This is a genomic window from Saliphagus sp. GCM10025334 (genome assembly GCF_042663485.1).
Lineage (GTDB): Archaea > Halobacteriota > Halobacteria > Halobacteriales > Natrialbaceae > Natronosalvus.
Genome location: NZ_JBHTAF010000002.1, coordinates 321562 through 341987, shown reverse-complemented (window position 1 = coordinate 341987; position 20426 = coordinate 321562). Strand labels below are relative to the sequence as shown.

At 65.3% G+C, this 20426-nt stretch carries 20 protein-coding genes; 10 read left to right on the top strand and 10 right to left on the bottom strand.

The window, feature by feature from the left end:
- Positions 1-171 precede the first annotated feature (171 nt).
- Together pheS and pheT are read left to right on the top strand one after the other, a co-directional pair.
- Positions 172-1719: a phenylalanine--tRNA ligase subunit alpha gene (gene pheS, locus ACFQO4_RS09985; protein WP_500260769.1), complete on the top strand. Its 1548-nt coding sequence runs from the start codon at positions 172-174 to the stop codon at positions 1717-1719.
- Positions 1719-3485 carry a phenylalanine--tRNA ligase subunit beta gene (pheT, locus tag ACFQO4_RS09980; protein WP_500260768.1) on the top strand — a complete coding sequence of 589 codons (1767 nt, stop codon included), beginning with the start codon at positions 1719-1721 and terminating at the stop codon, positions 3483-3485. Before pheS ends, pheT begins: the two co-directional genes overlap by 1 nt.
- Positions 3486-3519: 34 nt before the next feature.
- On the opposite strand, the gene ACFQO4_RS09975 is transcribed toward pheT, so the two are convergent.
- Both ACFQO4_RS09975 and ACFQO4_RS09970 read right to left on the bottom strand, forming a co-directional pair.
- A complete protein-coding gene (locus ACFQO4_RS09975; protein ID WP_500260767.1) occupies positions 3520-4764 on the bottom strand; it encodes a GNAT family N-acetyltransferase in 1245 nt (414 codons plus the stop codon).
- A 329-nt stretch (positions 4765-5093) separates the two neighbouring features.
- Positions 5094-5291: a hypothetical protein gene (locus tag ACFQO4_RS09970; protein ID WP_008013187.1), complete on the bottom strand. Its 198-nt coding sequence runs from the start codon at positions 5289-5291 to the stop codon at positions 5094-5096.
- Between the two features lie 239 nt (positions 5292-5530).
- Between ACFQO4_RS09970 and ACFQO4_RS09965 the strand changes: the two genes are divergently transcribed.
- Positions 5531-5839 (top strand): non-histone chromosomal MC1 family protein, encoded by a 309-nt coding sequence (locus ACFQO4_RS09965; RefSeq protein WP_500260766.1) that lies wholly within the window; start codon positions 5531-5533, stop codon positions 5837-5839.
- A 58-nt stretch (positions 5840-5897) separates the two neighbouring features.
- Here ACFQO4_RS09965 and ACFQO4_RS09960 read toward each other — a convergent pair whose 3' ends face one another.
- The gene (locus ACFQO4_RS09960) at positions 5898-6143 is read right to left on the bottom strand and encodes a ferredoxin (RefSeq protein ID WP_500260765.1); all 246 of its coding nucleotides are present in this window, start codon (positions 6141-6143) and stop codon (positions 5898-5900) included.
- A 264-nt stretch (positions 6144-6407) separates the two neighbouring features.
- Between ACFQO4_RS09960 and ACFQO4_RS09955 the strand changes: the two genes are divergently transcribed.
- Entirely contained in the window at positions 6408-7157 is a 750-nt protein-coding gene (locus ACFQO4_RS09955) for a class I SAM-dependent methyltransferase (RefSeq protein WP_500260764.1), read from the top strand.
- A 44-nt stretch (positions 7158-7201) separates the two neighbouring features.
- Here ACFQO4_RS09955 and ACFQO4_RS09950 read toward each other — a convergent pair whose 3' ends face one another.
- Complete coding sequence (locus ACFQO4_RS09950; RefSeq protein ID WP_500260763.1) at positions 7202-8371, bottom strand: CBS domain-containing protein; 1170 nt, start codon at positions 8369-8371, stop codon at positions 7202-7204.
- Between the two features lie 212 nt (positions 8372-8583).
- On the opposite strand from ACFQO4_RS09950, the gene ACFQO4_RS09945 reads away from it, so the two are divergent.
- Positions 8584-9114 (top strand): 50S ribosomal protein L16, encoded by a 531-nt coding sequence (locus tag ACFQO4_RS09945; RefSeq protein WP_500260762.1) that lies wholly within the window; start codon positions 8584-8586, stop codon positions 9112-9114.
- Positions 9115-9281: 167 nt separating this feature from the next.
- On the opposite strand, the gene ACFQO4_RS09940 is transcribed toward ACFQO4_RS09945, so the two are convergent.
- Complete coding sequence (locus ACFQO4_RS09940) at positions 9282-9935, bottom strand: ribonuclease HI family protein (protein WP_500260761.1); 654 nt, start codon at positions 9933-9935, stop codon at positions 9282-9284.
- A 383-nt stretch (positions 9936-10318) separates the two neighbouring features.
- Here ACFQO4_RS09940 and ACFQO4_RS09935 point away from each other — a divergent pair, with 383 nt between their 5' ends.
- Positions 10319-10912 carry a metal-dependent hydrolase gene (locus ACFQO4_RS09935; protein ID WP_500260760.1) on the top strand — a complete coding sequence of 198 codons (594 nt, stop codon included), beginning with the start codon at positions 10319-10321 and terminating at the stop codon, positions 10910-10912.
- A gap of 63 nt (positions 10913-10975) precedes the next feature.
- Here ACFQO4_RS09935 and ACFQO4_RS09930 read toward each other — a convergent pair whose 3' ends face one another.
- Together ACFQO4_RS09930 and ACFQO4_RS09925 are read right to left on the bottom strand one after the other, a co-directional pair.
- Complete coding sequence (locus tag ACFQO4_RS09930) at positions 10976-11818, bottom strand: beta-keto acid cleavage family enzyme (protein WP_500260759.1); 843 nt, start codon at positions 11816-11818, stop codon at positions 10976-10978.
- The gene (locus tag ACFQO4_RS09925; RefSeq protein ID WP_500260758.1) at positions 11815-12006 is read right to left on the bottom strand and encodes a hypothetical protein; all 192 of its coding nucleotides are present in this window, start codon (positions 12004-12006) and stop codon (positions 11815-11817) included. The genes ACFQO4_RS09930 and ACFQO4_RS09925 overlap by 4 nt, the downstream gene beginning before the upstream one ends.
- Before the next feature lie 128 nt (positions 12007-12134).
- Between ACFQO4_RS09925 and ACFQO4_RS09920 the strand changes: the two genes are divergently transcribed.
- From ACFQO4_RS09920 to ACFQO4_RS09910, 3 genes are all read left to right on the top strand, one after another.
- Positions 12135-13106, top strand: a complete 972-nt coding sequence (locus tag ACFQO4_RS09920) for a ring-cleaving dioxygenase (RefSeq protein ID WP_500260757.1) — start codon at positions 12135-12137, stop codon at positions 13104-13106.
- A 1-nt stretch (position 13107) separates the two neighbouring features.
- Complete coding sequence (locus tag ACFQO4_RS09915; RefSeq protein ID WP_500260756.1) at positions 13108-14310, top strand: iron-containing alcohol dehydrogenase family protein; 1203 nt, start codon at positions 13108-13110, stop codon at positions 14308-14310.
- A 69-nt stretch (positions 14311-14379) separates the two neighbouring features.
- Positions 14380-15252 (top strand): ATP-grasp domain-containing protein, encoded by an 873-nt coding sequence (locus tag ACFQO4_RS09910; RefSeq protein ID WP_500260755.1) that lies wholly within the window; start codon positions 14380-14382, stop codon positions 15250-15252.
- 214 nt (positions 15253-15466) lie between these two features.
- Here ACFQO4_RS09910 and thsA read toward each other — a convergent pair whose 3' ends face one another.
- The gene (gene thsA / locus ACFQO4_RS09905) at positions 15467-17134 is read right to left on the bottom strand and encodes a thermosome subunit alpha (RefSeq protein WP_500261175.1); all 1668 of its coding nucleotides are present in this window, start codon (positions 17132-17134) and stop codon (positions 15467-15469) included.
- A gap of 181 nt (positions 17135-17315) precedes the next feature.
- Complete coding sequence (locus tag ACFQO4_RS09900; protein ID WP_500260754.1) at positions 17316-17474, bottom strand: hypothetical protein; 159 nt, start codon at positions 17472-17474, stop codon at positions 17316-17318.
- Between the two features lie 281 nt (positions 17475-17755).
- On the opposite strand from ACFQO4_RS09900, the gene ACFQO4_RS09895 reads away from it, so the two are divergent.
- Positions 17756-19762: a cation:proton antiporter domain-containing protein gene (locus tag ACFQO4_RS09895; protein ID WP_500260753.1), complete on the top strand. Its 2007-nt coding sequence runs from the start codon at positions 17756-17758 to the stop codon at positions 19760-19762.
- An 88-nt stretch (positions 19763-19850) separates the two neighbouring features.
- Here ACFQO4_RS09895 and ACFQO4_RS09890 read toward each other — a convergent pair whose 3' ends face one another.
- Positions 19851-20408: a KH domain-containing protein gene (locus ACFQO4_RS09890; protein ID WP_254158441.1), complete on the bottom strand. Its 558-nt coding sequence runs from the start codon at positions 20406-20408 to the stop codon at positions 19851-19853.
- Between the last annotated feature and the right edge of the window lie 18 nt (positions 20409-20426).

The following is a 20426-nucleotide window of genomic DNA, read 5'->3' as shown; positions in this document are numbered from 1 at the left end:
GCCGCCGCACGGGATTCGGCTTTTTTACCCGGTGACCGGCCGGTGGACCTCGAGGGGGACGCTGATCTCGCTCTCGAGTCGAAACCGACCGGACGACGCCTCGACTCACGTGGCCGGGGCCGCGACTTCGGAACCGCTAACTGACCGACACCCAGTCATACGAGCAAGCGAATGCAGTTACCCACACCACAGGCCGCGGTCGTCCAGGCCGCGAGCGCAGACGAGGCACGGAGCGTCGACGCCCTCGCCGACGCGACTGACCTGCCCCCCGAGACCGTCACCGGCGCGGTCTTCGAACTCGAGGAGGTGGGGCTGGTCGACGTCAGCGAGCGGGTCGACGAAACGATCGCCCTCACCGACGAGGGTCGCGAGTACGCCGCCGACGGCCTCCCCGAGGTGCGCCTCTACGAGGCCGCGCTCGCGGCCGGGGCCGACGACGAGGCCGTCGAGATGGGCCGCGTCATCGGCCAGTCCGGGCTCGAGGGCCCACAGGTCAACATCGCGCTGTCGAACTACGCGCGCAAGGGCTACGGCGCGATCGACGGCGGCGAGATCACGGCCGATCCCGACGCTGATCCAGAATCGGACGCCGAGGCGAACGCGCTCGAGGCGCTGGCTGAGGGCGACAGCGAAAGCGACGGCGACGCCAAAACGGCAACCGACGCCCTCGAGATCGGCGACGACACCCTCGAGCACCTCGAGCGGCGGGGCCTGCTCGAGCGCAGCGAGTCGACCGTCCGCGAGGCGGCGCTCACCGAAATGGGTGTCACGGAATTGATGGCGGGCATCGAGACGGCCGAGACGGTCGGCCAGGTCACGCCCGACCTCCTGACAAGCGGCGACTGGCGGGACGCCGAGTTCTCCGCGTACAACGTCGAGGCCGACGCGGCGCCCGTCGACGGCGGCAGCGTCCACATCCTGCGCCAGACCGCCGAGCGGGTCAAGGACACCCTCGTCGGCATGGGCTTCCAGGAGATGGACGGTCCCCACGCAGACGCGGACTTCTGGATCAACGACTGCCTGTTCATGCCCCAGGACCACCCGGCGCGAACGCACTGGGACCGGTTCGCCCTCGAGCACCCGACCCACATCGACCACCTCCCCGAGGACCTCGTCGAGCGCGTCGAGCGCGCCCACCGCGAGGGCGTCGGCGAGGACGGCGAGGGCTACAACTCGCCGTGGGACGAGGACTTCGCGCGCGCCATCGCGCTTCGCGGACACACGACGTCGCTCTCGGCGCGATACCTGTCGGGCCACCAGATCGGCGACCTCGAGCCGCCACAGCGGTACTTTAGCGTAGAGAAGGTCTACCGGAACGACACGCTGGACCCGACCCACCTGCTGGAGTTCTTCCAGATCGAGGGCTGGGTGATGGCCGAGAATCTGTCGGTGCGGGACCTGATGGGCACCTTCGAGGAGTTCTACGCCCAGTTCGGGATCACGGACATCGAGTTCAAACCCCACTACAACCCCTACACCGAACCGTCGTTCGAGCTGTTCGGCACGCATCCGACGACGGGCGAGATGGTGGAAATCGGCAACTCGGGCATCTTCCGCGAAGAGATGCTAGAACCGCTGGGCGTCGAGTGTGACGTGATGGCCTGGGGGCTCGCCCTCGAGCGCCTGCTCATGTTGATGTACGGCTTCGAGGACATCCGGGACATTCACGGGACGCTGTGTGACCTGGAACTGCTGCGCGAGACGGAGGTGACTTACTGATGCCCACGGTCGAAATCGATCCCGACGAACTGCGCGAACTGACCGGCCACGAGGAGAAAGGCGACGACGACCTCAAATCGGACCTGTTCGGCCTCGGTCTCGAGTACGAGGGCCGGACGGACGAGGGGGAGTTCGAACTCGAGTTCGCCCCGGACCGCCTCGACCGGCTGTCGGTCGAGGGCGTCGCCCGTTCGCTTCGTTACCAGTACGGCGACGCCCGCGGCGTGTACGTCCCGACGACGAACGCTCACGACTGGACTATCGTCGTCGACGACTCCGTGCCCGACGAGCGCCCGTACGTCACGGGCGCGGTGATCCGGGACGTCGACCTGGACGAGGCGGCGCTGGAGTCGCTGATCCAGCTCCAGGAGAAACTGCACGCGACGATGGGCCGCAAGCGGGCGAAGGGAGCCATCGGGATTCACGACATGACGATGCTCAAAGGGAGCGCGGCGACCGAGGGCAACCCGACCATCGAGTACGTCGGCGTCGAACCTGACGAGGACCGCTTCGTGCCTCTCGATTCGGATCGAGAATTGACGCCCGCCGACGTGCTCGAAGAACACCAGACCGGCAAGACGTACGCCGACCTCGTGAGCGAGTACGAGCGCTACCCGGCGATCTACGACGATCTGGGCCTGTTTTCGTTCCCGCCGGTGATCAACGGCCGCCGGACGGAGGTCTCGACGGACTCTCGAGACCTCTTCGTCGAGATGACGGGCACCGACCAATGGACGATCGATCGGATGCTCAACATCGTCTGCTACGCGCTGTCGGCCCGCGGCGCGACGGTGGAGGAGGTGGCGGTCGAGTATCCAGACCAGCGAGTCGTCCGGCCCGACTTCTCGACCAAGACGAAGACCGTCCCCCACGCCCGCATCGAGTCCATCCTCGGGATCGACCTCGAGCCCGAGCAGGTGATCGACCTGGCTGAACGGTCGGGGCTCGAGGCGGAGCGACCCGACCGGTCCGAGACTGCCGGAGCAGTACTCGACGGCAACGACGGCGGCGACGAAGACGGCGAGGACCCTCTCACCTACGAGGTCACCATCCCGCCTTACCGCGTCGACGTCCTCCACCCACTCGACGTCATCGACGATCTCGGGCGTGCCTACGGCTTCAACGACCTCGAGCCCCGATACCCCGACGTGGGGACCATCGGCGGCCGCCACGAGCGCTCCCGCCTCGAGAATGCCGCCCGGACCCGACTGGTCGGCCTCGGCTTCCAGGACCTGCTGAACTTCCACATGATCAGCGAGGTCGAGAACTTCGACCGGATGGGGCTCGCACCCGACGACGACGCTTACGGCGCTGGCGAGTCGGCGACGATCAAGGGCCCCTACAGCGAGGACTACACGATGCTCCGCACGTGGGTCACGCCCTCGCTGCTGATGGTCCTCGAGAACAACACTCACCGCCGGTATCCCCAGGACCTGGCCGAAATCGGCTTCGCCGCGCGGGTCGACGACGCCGAGAACACGGGCGTCGGCGAGGGGTGGTACGTCGGTGCCGTCCTCGCTCGCCACGACGCCGCCTACGAGGACGCTAAATCCAGGCTGCAAGCGCTCGTCCGGAGCTTCGGCGGCGACCTCGAGACGCCACCGACGGAGCATCCGTCGTACATCCCCGGTCGGACGGCGGCCGTCGTGATCGACGGCGAGGAAGTCGGCGTCATCGGGGAACTGCATCCGGAGGTCCTCGTCGAGCACGACCTCGAGGTCCCCGTCGCCGGCTTCGAGTTCGACCTCGAGGTGCTGGCGGAGTGAATCGCCTCGACCTGCTCCGCCTGTAGAACCCGGCTCAGGTTGTATCTAGATCCAGCCGCGACAGATGCCAGTCGTCGATCGTACTCGAGTCGAGTCGCCGACTCACTTCGTCGTCGAGTCCGCGGGCGTACAGCGTTCGCGTGGTCGGCCGCAGGACCGGTCGCAGGGGCGCCCGGGTGTCCGGGAGGAATCGATACCGGAGAGGGTCGGGAAGGACGTCGCCGAACGCCGTGAGAAACGGTTTCTCTCGATAGTCCTCGAGTACCGCCAGGAGCAACTGCTCGAGCACCGGCACGGCGGGGTCGTTCGCGCCGACGCCGCGCGGAAGGGTGTCGACCAGCCGGACGTGGTCGTCCTGTGGTGAGACGATAATTGCGGTGACCGGGAGTCCGGTGTCTGCTCGTCTCGCGAGAACGGTCACGTACTCGTGCAGGGGATTGTCCAGTCGCCATCGGTAGAACGTCGACGACCGGCGGACGCGAACGCCGTCCGACCGTGACCTGCGCGCGAGCGTCTCGAGCGTTCCAACTGGTGCCTGGTCGTAGCGCTCGACGGTCACGTCGACGTCTGCGTCGAGCAGTGACCACTGTGCGAGCAGTCGATCACCGAGTCGGTGACCCGTCGTCACGGCCCTCGTGAGGCCACGGGCGAACACACCTGGCGACTCCGTCGATTCCCTCGTAGCCGACTGCGCGGCCGACTCGAGGTCGGCGTTCGAATCGGTTGTACCGGCTGAATCGTCGGTTATCGGTACGCGGAAGTCGTCCGTCGAATCGACCGCCCGGAGCCATCGAGCGAGGACCGCCACGGGGTTCTGGACCCGATAGTACATCGGGACGGTTCCGACCGGACGCCAGCCGAGTCGTTCGTTACCTGGCTTCGACTGCGCGTTCGGGAAGTTGAAGAAGAAGGCCGGCCCGTCGTCGTCGTATTGCTCGAGGCCCCAGCGGTTCATCGCCGTGAACAACCCGCGGCGGCGGTGATCCGGATGGACCATCGTATCGCAGGGCTGGAACGCGAGGTGTGTCTCGCCGTCGACGCTGACCTCGAGCGGGAAGTAGGCGCGACAGCCGACGACGGTCCCCGAAGGCTGTCGCCTCGCGACGGCGATGGGAACGTGATCGACGTACGGGTTGGCCTCGTACTTCCACCGAAACCACTCGGCGGTTCGCTGGCGGTCGAAAACGGTCGCGTAGAGGTCCAGAAACGACTCCCGGTCGTGCTCGCGAAACCAGTCGATCGCGTACCCGGAGAGGTTCGGTGAACGTGTGTGTGTCACGGTGTGGGGGGTGGGGGGTGGGGAGTCGCGTGGTAACCTGCGGGAGCTGGCACGTGGTCTGTAGCGCCGTCGTCGGTCACGGCCGGGTTTCGGTCGATTCGGTTCAGACGATGCGGGCGGAGAACGGTTCCGATCGCAGCCGATCTCTCGACGCCGAGGAGTCGACGCGGCGTCGGCGTACCCGTTCGATAGCCCACTCTCTCCGGGAGTACACCAACGAGTAGAATATAACCACCACCCTGCGATGACAACCGCCTGGGTGTATCGACCGCATACTCACCGACGAGCGGCGCGCTCGAGAGTAATTCGATACCGGCCGGCGGAGTGCGTTAGAACTCGTGTTCGACGTCGTCCTCGTCGGCTTTCTGGATGATGATCTTGCCGTCCCTGACGCGGACGAATACCTCGTCGCCGATATCCATGCCCGCGACCGCGAGTTCGTCTTCGTGGAGGTTCAGGTGAACGTTGTGATAGTTGCCGTCGTCGTCTTTCGCACCGCTTGGACTCAGCTTCTTTTTCCGTACCATCGCGGGTTTCTAGAACGAACTTCGCCGTAGGATATACTTAAGTGTTTTCTACGCCACAACCACTGTCTCGCGTTCACACGGGAGAGAGAATCAGTCAGTTCGCTTACCACGGCGTCGTCTACGAGTCTTGCCGAGAGGTGGTGTTCGCTACCCACTTAAAGATACCGGCGCCGTCGTCCGGTTTTGGGGGATATCTTTATAGTAAACCGTGTGCTGGGTTGACACGGAGGTCGAAAACCATGGTACGTGAAGACGGTAAGCGAAACTTTGCACTGCGCGAAAACGGCGGCGACGAATCGAGCGTCTTCTCGGGCAATACGCCCCGACAGGCTGCGTTGAAGGCCGCTCGACGACTCGATCCCGGAAGCAGCGAGGACAGCGCCGACCGCGTCGAACTCCGACTCCGCGAGAAAGGTACGGAGAAGGTCCACATCTACGACGGCTGGGCCTGGGAGGAAGAGGCGCCGGACGACAAGCCGGACTGGATGCCAGGCGAGATTACCGAGGCGAACGTCTCGAAGAAGGGCATCGAGCACCTCGACGAGTAAGTCGCGGTCGCACACCACGACGATTTCTTGGCCGACGACGAACGCTCGAGCGACGGCGTCAGGGGATTAGTTGCTCGCCGTCGTCGTCGTAGATCGTGATCGCGTCGACGGGGCAGGTCCGGGCGGCGAACTTCGCGTCGAGTTCGGCGTCCTCGGGCACGTCGCGGACGAAGATACCGTCTTCGACCTCTTCGGCGTCGAGCAGGACGGCTTTTCCCGCCGACTTGTCCTTCTCGAAGGCGCTCCACTCGGCGACGCACTGGTACATCCCAATGCACGTCTCTTCGTCGAACTCGACTCGCATGCTCGACGGTTCGAGCGGCGAGCCTATATCGGTGACGGACAGCAGGGTCGAAAATGGGGTTGCGGATGGCGGAGTCGAGAACGGAATCACGGACGATGAAGGTCGAGAACAGAATTACGGAGGGCAGATCACCTTGGCGAACTCGAGGCGGAGATGAGGAGGCTGGTCGGTAGCACCAATTCGTGTTAGTTGGTGTCGTGTCACGCGTTACCTGGGATCATATATCATAATGATTTTATTACTGTCCGATCCGTCGTCTCGAGCATGGCGATCGATCCATTGCGAGCGAGCGACCCGCTCGGTCGGGCGATGTACGATCACCATCGCGGAGCCGGCGGGACCCTCCGCTATCGCGACGGGCCCTGCACTCGAGACGGCAACGTCGAGGGGTTCTACTTCCAACCGCGATCTGAATGGGCCGACCAGACGGTCGAACGGCTCGAGCGACTCGCCGCCCGGGGCGACCCGGTGCTCGACGTGGGGTGCGGGTCGGGCCAGCACGTCCGCTGGTTCCAGGATCGGGACTGTGCGATAACGGGAATCGACGTCGACCGATGGGCCGTCGCGACCGCTCGAGCGCGTGGTGCGGACGACGTGCTGGTCGGTGACATGTTCGACCTCCCCTTCGAGAACGGGCAATTCCGGTCACTTCAGTGCGTGGGCACCCAGCTCGGACTGGGCGGCTCCCTCGAGGGAATTTCGGCGCTCCTCGCGGCGTTCGCTCGGGTGACCGACGACCGCGCGCTCGCGGTGGTCGACAACTACGATCCGCGACGGCTCGACGAGTCGTTCTTAGGATATCGGTCCGATCCCCGCGACGGGGTCGCCCACCGGTGCTTTCACTTCGAGTATCTCCCGGCGGGCGACGGCTCGCAACTGGTCGGCCCGACGCTGCACTTCCTGCTGTGTTCATCCGACCGATTACGGGAAGCTACGATCGGAACGCCCTGGACGCTCGCGGAGATGCTCGAGCGCGAGGCGCACTACGTGGCGTTTCTCGAGAAGGAAGCCTGACACCGCTCGGCCACATGGTTCGTGGGTTTCTAACCCGGGAGCCGTCAGTCGGCCGTACTGACCTCGGCCGCCGGGTTCAACGCCCCGCTTTCGCGGATGATGTTCAGCGCGGTCATCAGGTCTGTCCGCGTGATCAGGCCGACGAGGTCGCCCTCACCCCTGCCGTCGACGACCAGGAGCCGACCGATGTCGTCCTGTTGCATCCGCTCGAGGGCCGTCATCGCGTCGGCGGTCGGTTCGATGGTCTTCAACTCGGTGCTCATCACGTCCGAGACGGTGAACGCGTCCCGCTCGACGGGTTTGACGTCCCGGGCGTCAGAGAGGGTAACGAGACCGACCAGGTAGCCGTCCTCGAGGACGGGATACCCGGTGTGGCGTTCGCTGAACATGCGGCGGATGAGGTCGGCGACGCTCGTCCCGGGATTGACGGTGTGGAGGTCCGTCGCTGGCGTCATGATGTCCGAGACGGTGACGCCCTCGAAGGCGGCCTTCATCGTCACCTGCCTGGACTCGCCGGAGGCGGCGATGTAGACGAAGAAGGCCACGGCGATGAGCAGGACCCGAAAGGTCAGCACGCCGAAGAGGGCCATGAGTACGGCGAACAGTTTACCGACGCTCGCGGCCTGCTGGGTCGCTCTGGCGTAGGGCTGGTTGCGCGCCAGCAGCGCCCGGAGTACCCGTCCCCCATCCATCGGAAACGCGGGGACCATGTTGAAGATCGCCAGGCCGACGTTGAGCACGGCCAGGTAGCCGAGCACGAACCGAACCCCGTCGAGCGAGGCCGGCGTCACGGTAAAGAGACCGTAGGAGGCGAATCCGACGAGGACGGAGACGATCGGCCCGGCGATCGCGATCGCCAGTTCCTGTCGCCAGTCCTCGGGCATCTCCGAGAGCGCCGCGAGGCCGCCAAGCAGCCAGAGGGTGATCGACTCGATCGGAAAGCCGAAGCGCTGGGCCGTCAGCGAGTGGCCGAGTTCGTGGAGTACGACGCCGACGAAGAGCCCGATCGCGGCCACGAGGCCGAGTACCCACGGCGTCGTGCCGGTGGTGATGGCCTCGCTCGAGATGCCCGCGCCCATCACCTCGTTCAGGAGGTCGGCGACCGGCTCGATCTGGACCCCGATCAAGTACGCGAAGAAGGGGAGCACCAGGAGAAAGGTCACGTCGAGTTTGATAGGAATGCCGAACAGCGACCCAATCCGGAAACTCGTCATGACAGAGACTAACGGGGCAGTCCCCTTAAACGCGCCGTCGATCGGCAGTCGGTGGGACGTATTTCGATCGAACCGGCTCGCGTTCCGCAGGATCGAACCAGCGGGACGATTGGGAGTCCCGAACCGAATCCCGGCCTCTCACAGCCGACGGTACCGCAGGAACGGTTCGAAGCCTTTATTCCCGCGGTGGGCCTCGTTCCCACCAAGTAACCATGTCCGACAAACCTGCCTCGATGTACCGGCAAATCGACAAGCCGGCCTACACGCGACGCGAGTACATCACCGGGATCCCCGGTTCGAAGATCGCCCAGCACAAGATGGGCGACACCAGCGCCGAGCCCGAGGACTACCCCGTCCAGATCAGCCTCGTCGTCGACGAGGAGTGCCAGATCCGCCACGGGAGCCTCGAGGCCGCCCGCCTCTCGGCGAACCGCCACATGATCAAGAACGCCGGCGAGTTCCAGTACAAGATGATTCTCCGGAAGTTCCCCCACCAGGTCCTGCGAGAGAACAAGCAGGCGACGGGTGCGGGCGCAGACCGTGTCTCCGACGGAATGCGCCAGTCGTTCGGGAAGATCGTCGGCACCGCCGCCCGTATCCAGCGCGGCGAGCGCCTGTTCACCGTCTGGTGTGACGTCGAAGACGCCGACTTCGCGAAGGACGCGTTCCGCCGGGCGTACAACAAGATCACGCCCCCGTGCCGGATCGTCGTCGAGCGCGGCGAAGAGCAGCTGATCTCCTGATCGGTTCCTCGATTTTCGGCGTGTTCAGGTGCTCGAGCGGTCGCTTTCTCGTGTGTCGACTTTCGGACCGTTCAACGTTCAATAGACGCCATGGTGAACGAACACGACGAATCTACAGGAGTCGTCGTGACCCGTTTGTCACCCTTTCTGCCTGAGAGAATCAACTGCTATCCAGGTCCGAAGGCTGCGATATCGGCTCCCACTGTCGCCAGTGCGTCGGCTGGGTTCGGGTCGCTGTCGGCCAGGTGCGTATACTGGTGGTCCGGGATGCTCGACAGTGCCGCCATGACGGCATCGCTGTACGTCTCGACGCCCGGTTCCGTCGGGTCCTCGCCACCCCAGATGTCTCGGATGACCGTCATCGAGTCGATGCGCACGTCCAGCCTGCGTGGCTCGTAGCGAGCCACCAGTTCGGAGAGCCCGAGCTGGAGGGCGACGTACTCGGCGGTGTTGTTTCCCGTCCGGGAGCCGACGGGTCGGCCGAGACGGGCGAGTTGGTTCTCCGCAGCGTCCACGATGACGGCGCCCGCCCCTGCGGGGCCGGGGTTGCCGCGTGAACTGCCGTCAACGTAGAGGACGAACGTATCGCTCGTCGGTTCGGGGACGGGTGAACGGGTGAGTTCTGACGCCAGCAGGCTCTCGAGTGCGCGACGTAACTCGGCCGGGGTGGTTTCGGGGTCGAATAGACCGCCGTACCCGGGGACAGCGTCGTCGATGGCGTCGATGGCGGCCGCCATCTCGTAGCCGACGCCCGCGAGCACCTCGTCGACGAGCGTGGCGAGCGGTGAGAGGTGTCCGGCCGGGAGGGGGTCGTCAGTCACGCCACGTGCCCCTCCTGGCTTCGGTTCCGGGCGCTCACACTATCGCCTCCGGATAATCCTGTTGACTGGTCGCACCACTGCATATCGGTACTCGATGCTCGAGCGGGATAACTGCTTCAGGTGGCACCGATTGCAGGCTGTTTCGAATCAGTCGCCCCTCGAAATCTGCAGCAGCTGAGACAAACGGCCTGCTGAATATGGAGGATTCGTGTCACTGCGTGCTCTCCCGTCACAATGGCAGTGGCAACGTTATCACTTATTATTTCCCACCATGACTTTCTACGCGAATGGATCGAGCATTCCGCGACAGTGACCGAGAGAATAGAAACTCGAGGGTACCAATTCCCTCGTCACCTACTCTCAGTAGACGCTAGAAATACCAGATGGTACAACCATTGGGACACGTTGCTGTCGGATTGCTCTTCGCACTGCCCGCGTGGATTCTCTGGGATGGACGGACGAGCGTCGCATTTATCGCGTTCGTCCTGGTGACGTCGCGCCTGCCGGACATCGACCTCGCGTTACAATCACTCGGCCTCCCAGTGAAACACCACGGCGTGACCCACACCGTAGTGTTCGTGGTCGGGTTCGCCATCGTCGCCGGGTTCCTCCTCACCGCTGTGCTCAGCCCGCTGCTCCGACGGTGGTGGCAGACGTCCGAGGGAGAGGATGTGAGCCGGGAAACGATCTATGCGTTCGTGATCGGCGGGCTCACACTGGGCGGACTCGGTCACCTGCTGGCAGACGCCCTCGCATCGGACTGGGCCGAACCGATCGAACCGTTCTGGCCGATCTTCGAAACCTCGTTCGAAATCGGCGTCGTCTCGTACGACTCGATGTGGGCGAATCTCGGGCTGCTGATCGTTGCGGTCGGACTCCACCTCCCGCTCGTCGCCACGGACGTGTTCCCCCTGGAAACCCGGTTCCGGGAGTGGACGGTGGAACTCCCGGACCTCCAGGGCAACGACGGCTATTGATGCTCCACTCTCTACCGAGCGATCACTCCTCACTCGAGGCCAGCGGACCAACACTCGAGTCGCCTACAACCCGAGAATCTCCCGTGCCTGTGCCGGCGTCGCAACCTCCCGCTCGAGTTCCCCCGCTATCCGAACCACTCGCTCGACCAGCTGGGCGTTGCTCGTCGCGAGTTCGCCCTGGCGGTAGTAGACGTTGTCCTCGAGGCCGACCCGGACGTGCCCGCCCAGGAGAATCCCCATCGTCGTGAGCGGCAACTGGTGGCGGCCGAACCCGAGCGTGTTGAACAGCGCGCCGTCGGGAAGGTTGGAGACGGCGTTCAGCAGGTTTCGCGGTCGGGGGCGCGTGAGCGTGCCGCCGCCGAAGATGAGCGTGGCGTACACCGGGTCGGCGAGGTCGCGGCGCTCGAGCAGGTCGTGGACCTCGTTCAGGTGGCCGTCGTTGAACACCTCGAGTTCCGGTTTGATCCCGCGGTCTCGCATCTCCTGGTGGAGGGCGTCGACCATGCCGCGGGTGTTCTCGCTCGTCAGGTGGTCGTACCGGTTGAGGGGTCCCATGTCCAGCGACGCCATCTCCGGCGGCGGGTCCGTACGAAGCGGCAGGTGGCGGTCCGCGGCCGGGGCGCCCGTCCCGCCTGTCGAGTGCTGGACGATGACGTCGTTGGCGTGCGCTCGCACCGCGTCGTCGATGGCCTGGAATCGCTCGGTGGCAAACGAGCGCTCGCCGTTCGGCTTCCGGGCGTGGAGGTGGACCACGGCGGCGCCCGCCTCCTCCGCGGCCGCGGCGGCGCGGCCAATCTCTTCAGGCGTCTCCGGGAGGTTCGGATTCGCCTCCTTGCCGTGGACGCCGCCGGTCAGCGCGGCGGTGACGATCAGCGGCTCGCCGGCGAGATAGTCCGCGTAGCTCACGGCTCCGGCCCCTCGGCGTGTGCGCGATAGATCTCGCAGTGGGCCTCGTGCTCGAGGGCGTACCGGTCGTTGCAGATGTCGGCGCGCATCGGCTGGACGAACCGCTCTGCGGCGGTACAGTACGCTCGCGGTCGGTCGAACTGTCGACCGTCGGCTTCGTCGCGGTACTCCAGGAACGGGCAGGTCATGTGAGTCCTTCACGGGCCGCCCCAATAACGATTCGGCGACGACGACGTCCGGTGATAACCGCCTCGTCACCCGATAACGCCGGTGTCCGAACAACCCCTACGTACCTCCAGCCCCTACTGAGCGTACAATGGAACCGACCACGCCGGGAATTCACCACGTGACCGCCATCGCGGGCGATCCGCAACGAAACGCCGAGTTCTACGTCGAGACGCTGGGACTGCGGTTCGTCAAGCGGACGGTCAACCACGACGACACGGGCACGTACCACTTCTACTTCGGTGACGGGGAGGGAACGCCCGGGACGAACATTACGTTCTTCCCCTGGACCGACGGCGGTCGACGGGGCCAGTTCGGTGCAGGACAGACCCGGGACACCGCCTACCTGATTCCTCCCGACTCGGTCGAGTACTGGATCGACCGTCTCGAGTCGGCGGGGGTCGAGGTCGACCAGGACGAACGTTTCAGCGAGCCGGTTATAGGATTCGACGAGCCGGACGGGATCGGCCTCGAGTTCGTGGCCTCGGAGGAGGCGCTCGAAGCCGACGCACAGCCGTGGCCGGAGAGTCCCGTTCCGGCGGACCACCAGGCCCGCGGGTTCCACAGCGTCACGCTCGCTGTCTCGGCGTTCGGACCGACCGCGTCGGTCCTCACGGACGTCCTCGGGTTCGAACTCGAGGCCGAAGCGGGCGGGCGTCGCCGCTACCGCGCGACGGGCGGCGGACCCGGATCGATCGTCGACCTCGTCGAGACCGACGCAGCACGTGGGCGGATGGGCGTCGGCACCGTCCACCACGTCGCGTTCGAGGCGGCCGACCTCGAGGAACAGGAACGCTGGCGGGAGGCGTTCGCCGATCACGGACTGAACGCGACCGAGATTATCGATCGCAAATACTTCCGCTCGATCTACTCCCGCGAACCCGGCGGCGTCCTCTTCGAGATGGCGACGACGGAACCCGGATTCACCGTCGACGAGGACGTTGACGACCTAGGATCGGGACTGATGCTCCCGGAGTGGCTGGAAAGCGAGCGCGACCGGATCGAGGCACAGCTTCCCGAGTTCGACCCCGAGACGATCGGATCCGGGACGGGGGCGAACTGACGTGGCGCGTGACGACCAGTTTCGGTTCGAGTACGATCCAGGGGTGCTGCGGTTCGGCACGGGCTGTGTCGACGCGCTGTCGGACGAACTCGCCGAGCAGGGGTTCGACCGTGCGCTCGTCGTCTGTGGATCGACGGTGGGCAGTACACCCGAGGTGATCGACCCCGTCGAGCGGGGACTGGGAGAGCGGCTGGCGGGCGTCTTCGCGGAGACGACCGCGAGCAAGCGCCTGTCGACGGCCGTCGACGGCCTCGAGGCGATGCGTGCGTCCGACGCGGACGTCCTCGTCGGCCTGGGCGGCGGCAGCAGTCTCGACGTGGCGACGGTGATCAGCGTGCTCGCCGCGGACGACCGCGACCCCGCCGAGGCTGGCCGGGAACTCGCCGAAGTGGGTTCGATCTCGGTCCCCGACGGCTCGCTGTCGCCGATCGTCGCGGTGCCGACGACGCTCGCGGGCGCCGAGCAGTCGAACGTGGCTGGCGTCACCGCCTCGCCCGAGTCGGGGCTGGTCGAGGAACCGGCGAGCGGCGGCGTTTCCGACCGGCGACTGATGCCGCGCGCGGTCGTGTACGACCCGTCGCTGTTCGCGACGACACCGAAACCGATCCTCGCGGCCTCCGCGATGAACGGCTTCGACAAGGGCCTCGAGACGCTCTACGCCCGCAACGCGACCCCGATCACCGACGCGACGGCGATGCGCGGCCTGCGATTGCTCGGTGACGGACTGGAAGCACTCGGCGAGCGGCCCGTCGACGAGGACCTGTTGCGACCGGTCGTCGAGGGCATCGCACTCGTCCAGTACGGCGTCTCGAGACCCGGGGAGACGACGCTCTCGATCATCCACGCGTTCGGTCACGGGTTGACCCGCACGTACGACGTCCAGCAGGGTGCCGCCCACGCTATCGTCGCCCCGCGGGTGCTCCGGTACCTGTTCGACCGCGTCGACGCGCGGCGCGACCTGCTGGCCGAGGCACTCGCACCCGACCGCGACGGCGACCCCGCCCACGCGGTCGTAGAGGCGGTCGAGGACGTCCGCGACGCGCTCTCGCTCCCGTCGCGGTTGCGCGACGTCGACGGCCCCGAACCCGAGGCGTTCCCCGCGGTGGCCGAGGCGATCCTCGAGGACTCGTTCATGGGCAACGCTCCGCCCGGACTCGAGCCGACCGCCGAGGAGCTCGAGGCCGTCCTCCGGGACGTGTACTAATCGCTCGAGCGCCCCAGATGCCGGTCGACGAGGCGCTGGACCTTTTACCGACTCGCACCCACTACCGGTATGATCGACCTCGCCGTCGCCAACCGGCAGGAGACCTTCGAGCGCATGCGCGAGCCCCTCGCCGAACGAGGGATCACCTGCCACCACGTGCCGGTTCGCTCGCGAACCGTTCCGCTAAGGGAACCGCCCTGGACCCCCGACGAGTACGACCTCGGCTTCGTCTACCCCGGCCGGCTGATGGAAGGCGGCGTCGCCGATGCCCTGCTCGAGGTCCCGTGGCTCAACGACCTCGAGGCCGTCGTCACCTCCCGGAACAAGGCGGGGGTACTCGCCCGCCTCGAGTGCGCCGGCCTCCCGGTCCCCGACTCCGTCTACGTCTCCAACCCGGTGAGCGACGAGGAACTGGCGGCCGTCTTCGAGCGTTTCGAGCCGCCCGTCGTCGTCAAGCCGAACTCGACGACTCGCGGTGTCGGCGTCGCGAAAGCCCACGATCTCGATTCCTTCCTGGGGATCTGTGAGTACCTCTCGCTGGTCCACGACTACCGGGCGACCGGCGACAAGTCCTTCCTCGTCCAGGAGTTCGTCCCCGGCGCGAGCGACTACCGCGTGATGGTCCTCGAGGGCGAGTACGTCGGCGCGGTCGAGCGTCGACTCCCCGAGGGTGCTCGAGCTGACGGCCGGTGGAAGCACAACGTCCACCGCGGCGGGCGGGCCACGAGTGTCGATTTGTCCGACGATCTTCGGGACCTCGCGCTCGCGGTTGCCGAGGAACTCGAGATTCCGTTCCTGGGCGTCGATCTCCTCGTGTCGAGCTCCGAGTCCGGAGAGGCCGTCGTCAACGAAACCAACGCCCGTCCGACGATCGACGCCGCGACGAAGTACGAACCGGGATTTTACGATCGGCTGGCAACGGCGCTCGAGAAGCGGGTTTGAGGCGGCAACCGCGAGCGTAGGTACTGCGTGCTCGAGGGGTTGGTTGGCAGCCTGGATTATAACTATAGGATTTATAGTTGGGTTTCGAGGTGTCCTCGACGAATCGAGGACGCCAAACGAACCGTTGTCAGATACGAAAATCGGAAAATACGGGCCGACTACGCGGGCGGTACTCGAGAGCGGCAGTGATGGGGAGTGGTGGTGCTGGCCTCGCTTACATCGCGCCGCCCATGCCACCCATACCGCCCATGCCGCCCATGCCGCCACCCATACCGCCGCCGGGTGGCATCTCGTCCTCGTCGTCGTCGCTGCTACCGCCCTTCAGCTCGCCGGCGGCGATCACGTCGTCGATGCGCAGCAGCATGACGGCGGCCTCGGTGGCCGACTCGATGGCCTGGGTCTTGACGCGCAGGGGCTCGTAGACGCCCTCCTCGGCCATATCGATAGTCTCGCCGGTGTAGGCGTCCAGTCCGGCGGCCGTGTCGCCGCCGTCGTGGGCGCTGCGAAGCTCGACCAGGGAGTCGATGGGGTCGAGTCCGGCGTTCTCGGCGAGCGTGCGCGGGATGACTTCCAGCGCGTCCGCGAAGGCCTCGATGGCCAGCTGTTCGCGGCCGCCGACGGAGTCGGCGAAGTCGCGCAGGGCTAGCGAGAGTTCGACCTCGGGGGCGCCGCCGCCAGCGACGACCTTGCCGTCCTCGAGCGTCGTGCGGACGACGCCCAGGGAGTCCTCGATGGCGCGGTCGATCTCGTCGATGACGTGCTCGGTGCCGCCGCGGAGGATGAGGGTGACGGCCTTCGCGTCCTCGACGTCCTCGACGAAGAGGCGCTGGTCGCCGGCGACGTCCTTCTGGGCGACGCTACCGGCGAAGCCGAGGTGGTCCTCGGTGAGGTCGTCGACGCTGTTGACGGCTCGAGCGCCGGTCGAGCGGGCCAGGCGGTTCATGTCGCTGGACTTGACCCGGCGGAGCGCGATGATGCCCTCCTCGGCGAGGTAGTGCTGGGCCATGTCGTCGATGCCACCGTCGACGAAGACGACGTCGGCGCCGACGTCGACGAGCTGGTCGACCATCTCCTTGAGCTGGGCCTCTTCCTGCTCGAGGAACTGCTGGAGCTGGTCGGGGTCGGTGACGTTGACCTCGGCGTCGATCTCGGTTTCCTTGATCTCGAGGGCACCGTCGATGAGAGCGACGTTGGCGTCCTCGGCGAAGTAGGGCATGCTGTCGCTGACGCGCTCCTTGTCGATGATGACGCCCTCGACGAGTTCGGAGTTCTCGACGGAGCCGCCGACGACCTTCTCGACCTTGACGTTGTCTGTGTCGACGCCGTCCTCGTCGGCGACGGTCTGGACCGCGCGGACGACGAGTTCCGAGAGGAGATCCTTCGCGTTCTCGGCGCCCTTGCCGGTCATCGCCGTCGCGGCGATCTGCTCGAGGATTTCGTCGTCGTCCTCGTCGACGTCGATGGCGATCTCCTCGAGGGCCTCGCCGGCTTTCTCGGCGGCCTGGCGGTACCCCTGAGCGAGGGTCGTGGCGTGGATGTCCTGCTCGAGGAGGTCCTCGGCGCGCTTGAGCAGTTCACCGGCGACGACGACGGCGGAGGTGGTGCCGTCGCCGACTTCCTCCTCCTGGGTCTCGGAGACTTCGACGATCATGTTGGCGGCGGGGTGATCGATTTCCATCTCCGTGAGGAGCGTGACGCCGTCGTTCGTGACGACGACGTTGCCCGTCGAGTCGACGAGCATCTTGTCCATCCCCTTCGGGCCGAGTGTCGTGCGTACCGCCTGGGCGACGGCTTTCCCGGCCGTGATGTTCATCGACTGTGCGTCCTTGCCGGACGTCCGCTGGCTGTCGTCGGAGAGTACGATGAGGGGCTGGTTGCCCATTTGCTGCTGTGACATAGTCATAGATGGATTGTTTGCTATTCTATATAAAAACTTCGCTATCGAGTTTGTCAACTCGAGACACAACGCTCGAGTCTTGCGTTTCCGAACGATGAGTATCGTGACTATATACGTGTGGACGTCACAGCCGCTCGGGCAATATCGTGGAACTAATCGCTACGAGTTACCGATCGGTTCGCGCCTCGGCGGGCGCCCGGTTGAATCGCTCGAGGTCGATCACGTCGCCGACGTAGTCGACGTACTCGCCGTCGACGAGTCCGATACAGCCAGTGAGTGGATGTAGACGCGACGAGGTCGCCCGAGAACGGGCTAAAGCCGGCATCTGTGAATCAATCACCAGGTAGCCTCACGAGCGACACGCCCAAAATAGATAGACTCGTGAGGAAACTGCACGGCTAAAGCAGGGGCGAGCGCGCAGTAGCGGCCGGGATGAAACGACACTGTTAATTCCGATTAACCGAAAAACGAGCCGAAAACCGTTGAAAACGTGGATCGATTCGCTTCGCCAAAAAATTGGTAATCAGTTTTCCGATGCTCGTCCCCCTCTCTTCCGGTCATCCCGGAGTTGTCACGGTTCCGAATTTGCCGCTCGAGGAGCCCGTAATGGTCTTCACCGTCGCGCTGGCGACGTTTCTGTTCGGCCCGCTGGTGATGCGACGACTCGGTCAGCCGGGCATCGTCGGCATCGTTCTGGCGGGTGCGATCCTCGGGCCGGGCGGAACGAATCTCGTCGCCCATAGCGACGCGATCGTGCTCCTCGGGAACGTCGGACTCATCTACTTGCTGTTTACCGTCGGACTCGAACTCGACCTTCGCCGGTTTCTCGAGGATCCCCGGAGTGCAGCACTATTCGGGCTTGTGAGCTTCGGACTTCCATTTATCGCCGGATCGGCGCTCGTGATCGTCGTGTTGGGACTGGACGTACTAGCGGGATTGCTCCTGGCTGCGGTGTTCGCCTCGCACACGCTGCTCGCCTATCCGGTCGTTAACCAATACGGGATTACCAAAAACCGGGCCGTCACCGCCGTTTTCGGCGGTATTCTCTTCACTGACACGCTCGCGCTCCTCGTTCTCGCGCTCGTCAGGGCGGCCGTCGAACAAGGTGAGCTGAGCCTTCTCGTCGCGCTCTCGAAGGTTCTCACGCTCGTAGTCCTGATCGGCGGCATCTGGCTCGTCGTTCCCCCGATTGCGCGATGGTTCTTCCAGAACTTCAGCGAGGAGAGTTACTTCGAGTTCCTCTTCGTCGCCCTCGTCTTCTTCGCAGCGGCGAGTATCGCCGAACTGCTCGAGGTTGCGGCGATCCTCGGCGCGTTCGTCGGCGGCCTGGCGCTCAACCGGCTCGTACCGGAAGCCGGGACGCTGATGCGACGAATAGAGTTCGTCGGGAACGCGCTTTTCATCCCGTTTTTCCTGTTACACGTCGGGATGTTCGTCGACTTCTCGGTCCTCTTCTCGGGAACGCGGACGCTGTTCGTCGCGGCGGTCATCATCGGAGTCATGGTGGCGCTGAAATGGGTCGCCGCGTGGCTCGTCAGTCGGGTGCAGGGTTACACTTCGGAGGAGCGAGGTGTGATCTTCGGACTCTCGATCGGACAGGCCGCGGCGGCTCTCGCCATCACGCTCATCGGCTACGACGCGGGGTTGTTCGACGCAGCGATCCTCAACGCCGTGGTATTGATGTTGCTGGTGACAGCCATCCTGAGCCCGTGGGCAACGAAGCGAGCGGGGAACCGACTCGCACTCGCGAGCGAAATCGATCCCGAGGGGGACTTCGACATCGCATCCCGAATTCTGTTGCCAGTTACTCACGTCGGGGAGCGACAGCGACAGTTGCTCGAGTTCGCGTTCTTGCTCCGGGAATCGTCGGCTTCGGACCCGATCCACCTGCTCACGGTCGTCTCGCCCGGCGAGGAGGATACGGACGACGTGGTCGAGGACGTCCAGGCCGACCTGGACGAACTGGCGGGCATGGGAAGTGGGGCAGAAATTCCCGTTGACACGGAGGTCCGGGTCAATCACAACCCCGCGTCGGGAATCGTCAACGGCGCGCTCGAGACGCGGGCGGACCTCGTCTTGATCGGGTGGTCTCCGTCCCAATCGATCAGCCGGTGGATGTTCGGAAACGTGATCGATCGCGTGCTTCAGGGGACGGAACTCCCGGTCCACGTCGCTCAGCTGGACACGCCTATCAACACAACCGAGGAACTGTTCGTCGTGCTCCCGCAGGGAATCGACCACCACGAAGGGTTCTTCGAGAGCGTCTACCACGTCAAGAAACTGGCGAGCGATCTCGGGGTCTCGCCGACCGTCCTCGCGGTCGGCGGTCGGGGGCGGCAGTACGAACGCCTGTTCGACTTCGTCGAACCGGAGCTGTCGGGAACGTTCGAAACGGTGGGTTCGTGGGACGAACTACGCCGGACTCTCGCCGCGCAGGCCGGCTCGAACGACCTCGTCACGGTCGTCTCTGCCCGACGGGGGGACGTCGGCTGGCACGAGGAGCTGGCGGGCTTCCCGCGGGAACTGACGGAGCTTCCGCCGCGCTCGTTCGTCTTGCTCCATCCGCGGACCGGCGACCCCGAGTACGATCGACGGTTCCTGCGGTTCGAGTGAGTGGGCGCTCGAGCGCTACGGTTCGAGCGAGGCAAACTGCGGCGAGGGAACGCAGCGAAGAACGAACGGATGCGACGGTGAAGGACGTTCAGGATTCGCCGCCGGGGAAGCGGTGGTACTGCATTCCCTGGTGTTTCATCTCGTTGTGCCGGTCCTCGAGGAACGAGTAGACCGCGCCGTGGGGGGCGCCGTCGAGCAACATCTCGGCCGCAGTCCGGGCGGCGTCGACCTCCGGGGGCGTCCCGATGATGCCGAGCGTCGACCCGTAGATGACGACCGAGGCGCCCGAGAGTTCCTCCATGAGTTCGCGCGTGCGCCCACCCTCGCCGATGAGTCGGCCTTTCTGTCGCTGGAGGTCGTTCTTGTTGCGGGCGGCAGCGTCGATGTCGACCAGATCGAAGAGCATCATGTCGTCGGCGAGCAGACGGAGCGCGTCGTCGGGGGCGAACCCGCGGCCGATGGCCCGGACGATTTCGGGCCCCTTGAGGCCGCGAACGGGGTCGCCGACGGTCTCGACCGCGACCGACCCGTTCTCGGAGTCGATGTCGAGACGGACCTCGGCTTCGGACTCGATCCGACGCATCGTCTCGCCACCCTCGCCGATGAGGACGCCGATCCGGTCCTGCGGAATCTTCACGTGCTGCATGCCTCGTGTGTACTTCGT

Coding starts and splice junctions, on each gene's coding strand:
- pheS (WP_500260769.1), top strand. CDS start 172: ATGCAGTTACCCACACCACAGGCCGCGGTCGTCCAGGCCGCGAGCGCA.
- pheT (WP_500260768.1), top strand. CDS start 1,719: ATGCCCACGGTCGAAATCGATCCCGACGAACTGCGCGAACTGACCGGC.
- ACFQO4_RS09920 (WP_500260757.1), top strand. CDS start 12,135: ATGGAACCGACCACGCCGGGAATTCACCACGTGACCGCCATCGCGGGC.
- ACFQO4_RS09890 (WP_254158441.1), bottom strand. CDS start 20,408: ATGCAGCACGTGAAGATTCCGCAGGACCGGATCGGCGTCCTCATCGGC.
- ACFQO4_RS09910 (WP_500260755.1), top strand. CDS start 14,380: ATGATCGACCTCGCCGTCGCCAACCGGCAGGAGACCTTCGAGCGCATG.
- ACFQO4_RS09970 (WP_008013187.1), bottom strand. CDS start 5,291: ATGGTACGGAAAAAGAAGCTGAGTCCAAGCGGTGCGAAAGACGACGAC.
- ACFQO4_RS09955 (WP_500260764.1), top strand. CDS start 6,408: ATGGCGATCGATCCATTGCGAGCGAGCGACCCGCTCGGTCGGGCGATG.
- ACFQO4_RS09900 (WP_500260754.1), bottom strand. CDS start 17,474: ATGCCGGCTTTAGCCCGTTCTCGGGCGACCTCGTCGCGTCTACATCCA.
- ACFQO4_RS09965 (WP_500260766.1), top strand. CDS start 5,531: ATGGTACGTGAAGACGGTAAGCGAAACTTTGCACTGCGCGAAAACGGC.
- ACFQO4_RS09935 (WP_500260760.1), top strand. CDS start 10,319: ATGGTACAACCATTGGGACACGTTGCTGTCGGATTGCTCTTCGCACTG.
- ACFQO4_RS09945 (WP_500260762.1), top strand. CDS start 8,584: ATGTCCGACAAACCTGCCTCGATGTACCGGCAAATCGACAAGCCGGCC.
- ACFQO4_RS09960 (WP_500260765.1), bottom strand. CDS start 6,143: ATGCGAGTCGAGTTCGACGAAGAGACGTGCATTGGGATGTACCAGTGC.
- ACFQO4_RS09895 (WP_500260753.1), top strand. CDS start 17,756: ATGGTCTTCACCGTCGCGCTGGCGACGTTTCTGTTCGGCCCGCTGGTG.
- ACFQO4_RS09925 (WP_500260758.1), bottom strand. CDS start 12,006: ATGACCTGCCCGTTCCTGGAGTACCGCGACGAAGCCGACGGTCGACAG.
- ACFQO4_RS09950 (WP_500260763.1), bottom strand. CDS start 8,371: ATGACGAGTTTCCGGATTGGGTCGCTGTTCGGCATTCCTATCAAACTC.
- thsA (WP_500261175.1), bottom strand. CDS start 17,134: ATGGGCAACCAGCCCCTCATCGTACTCTCCGACGACAGCCAGCGGACG.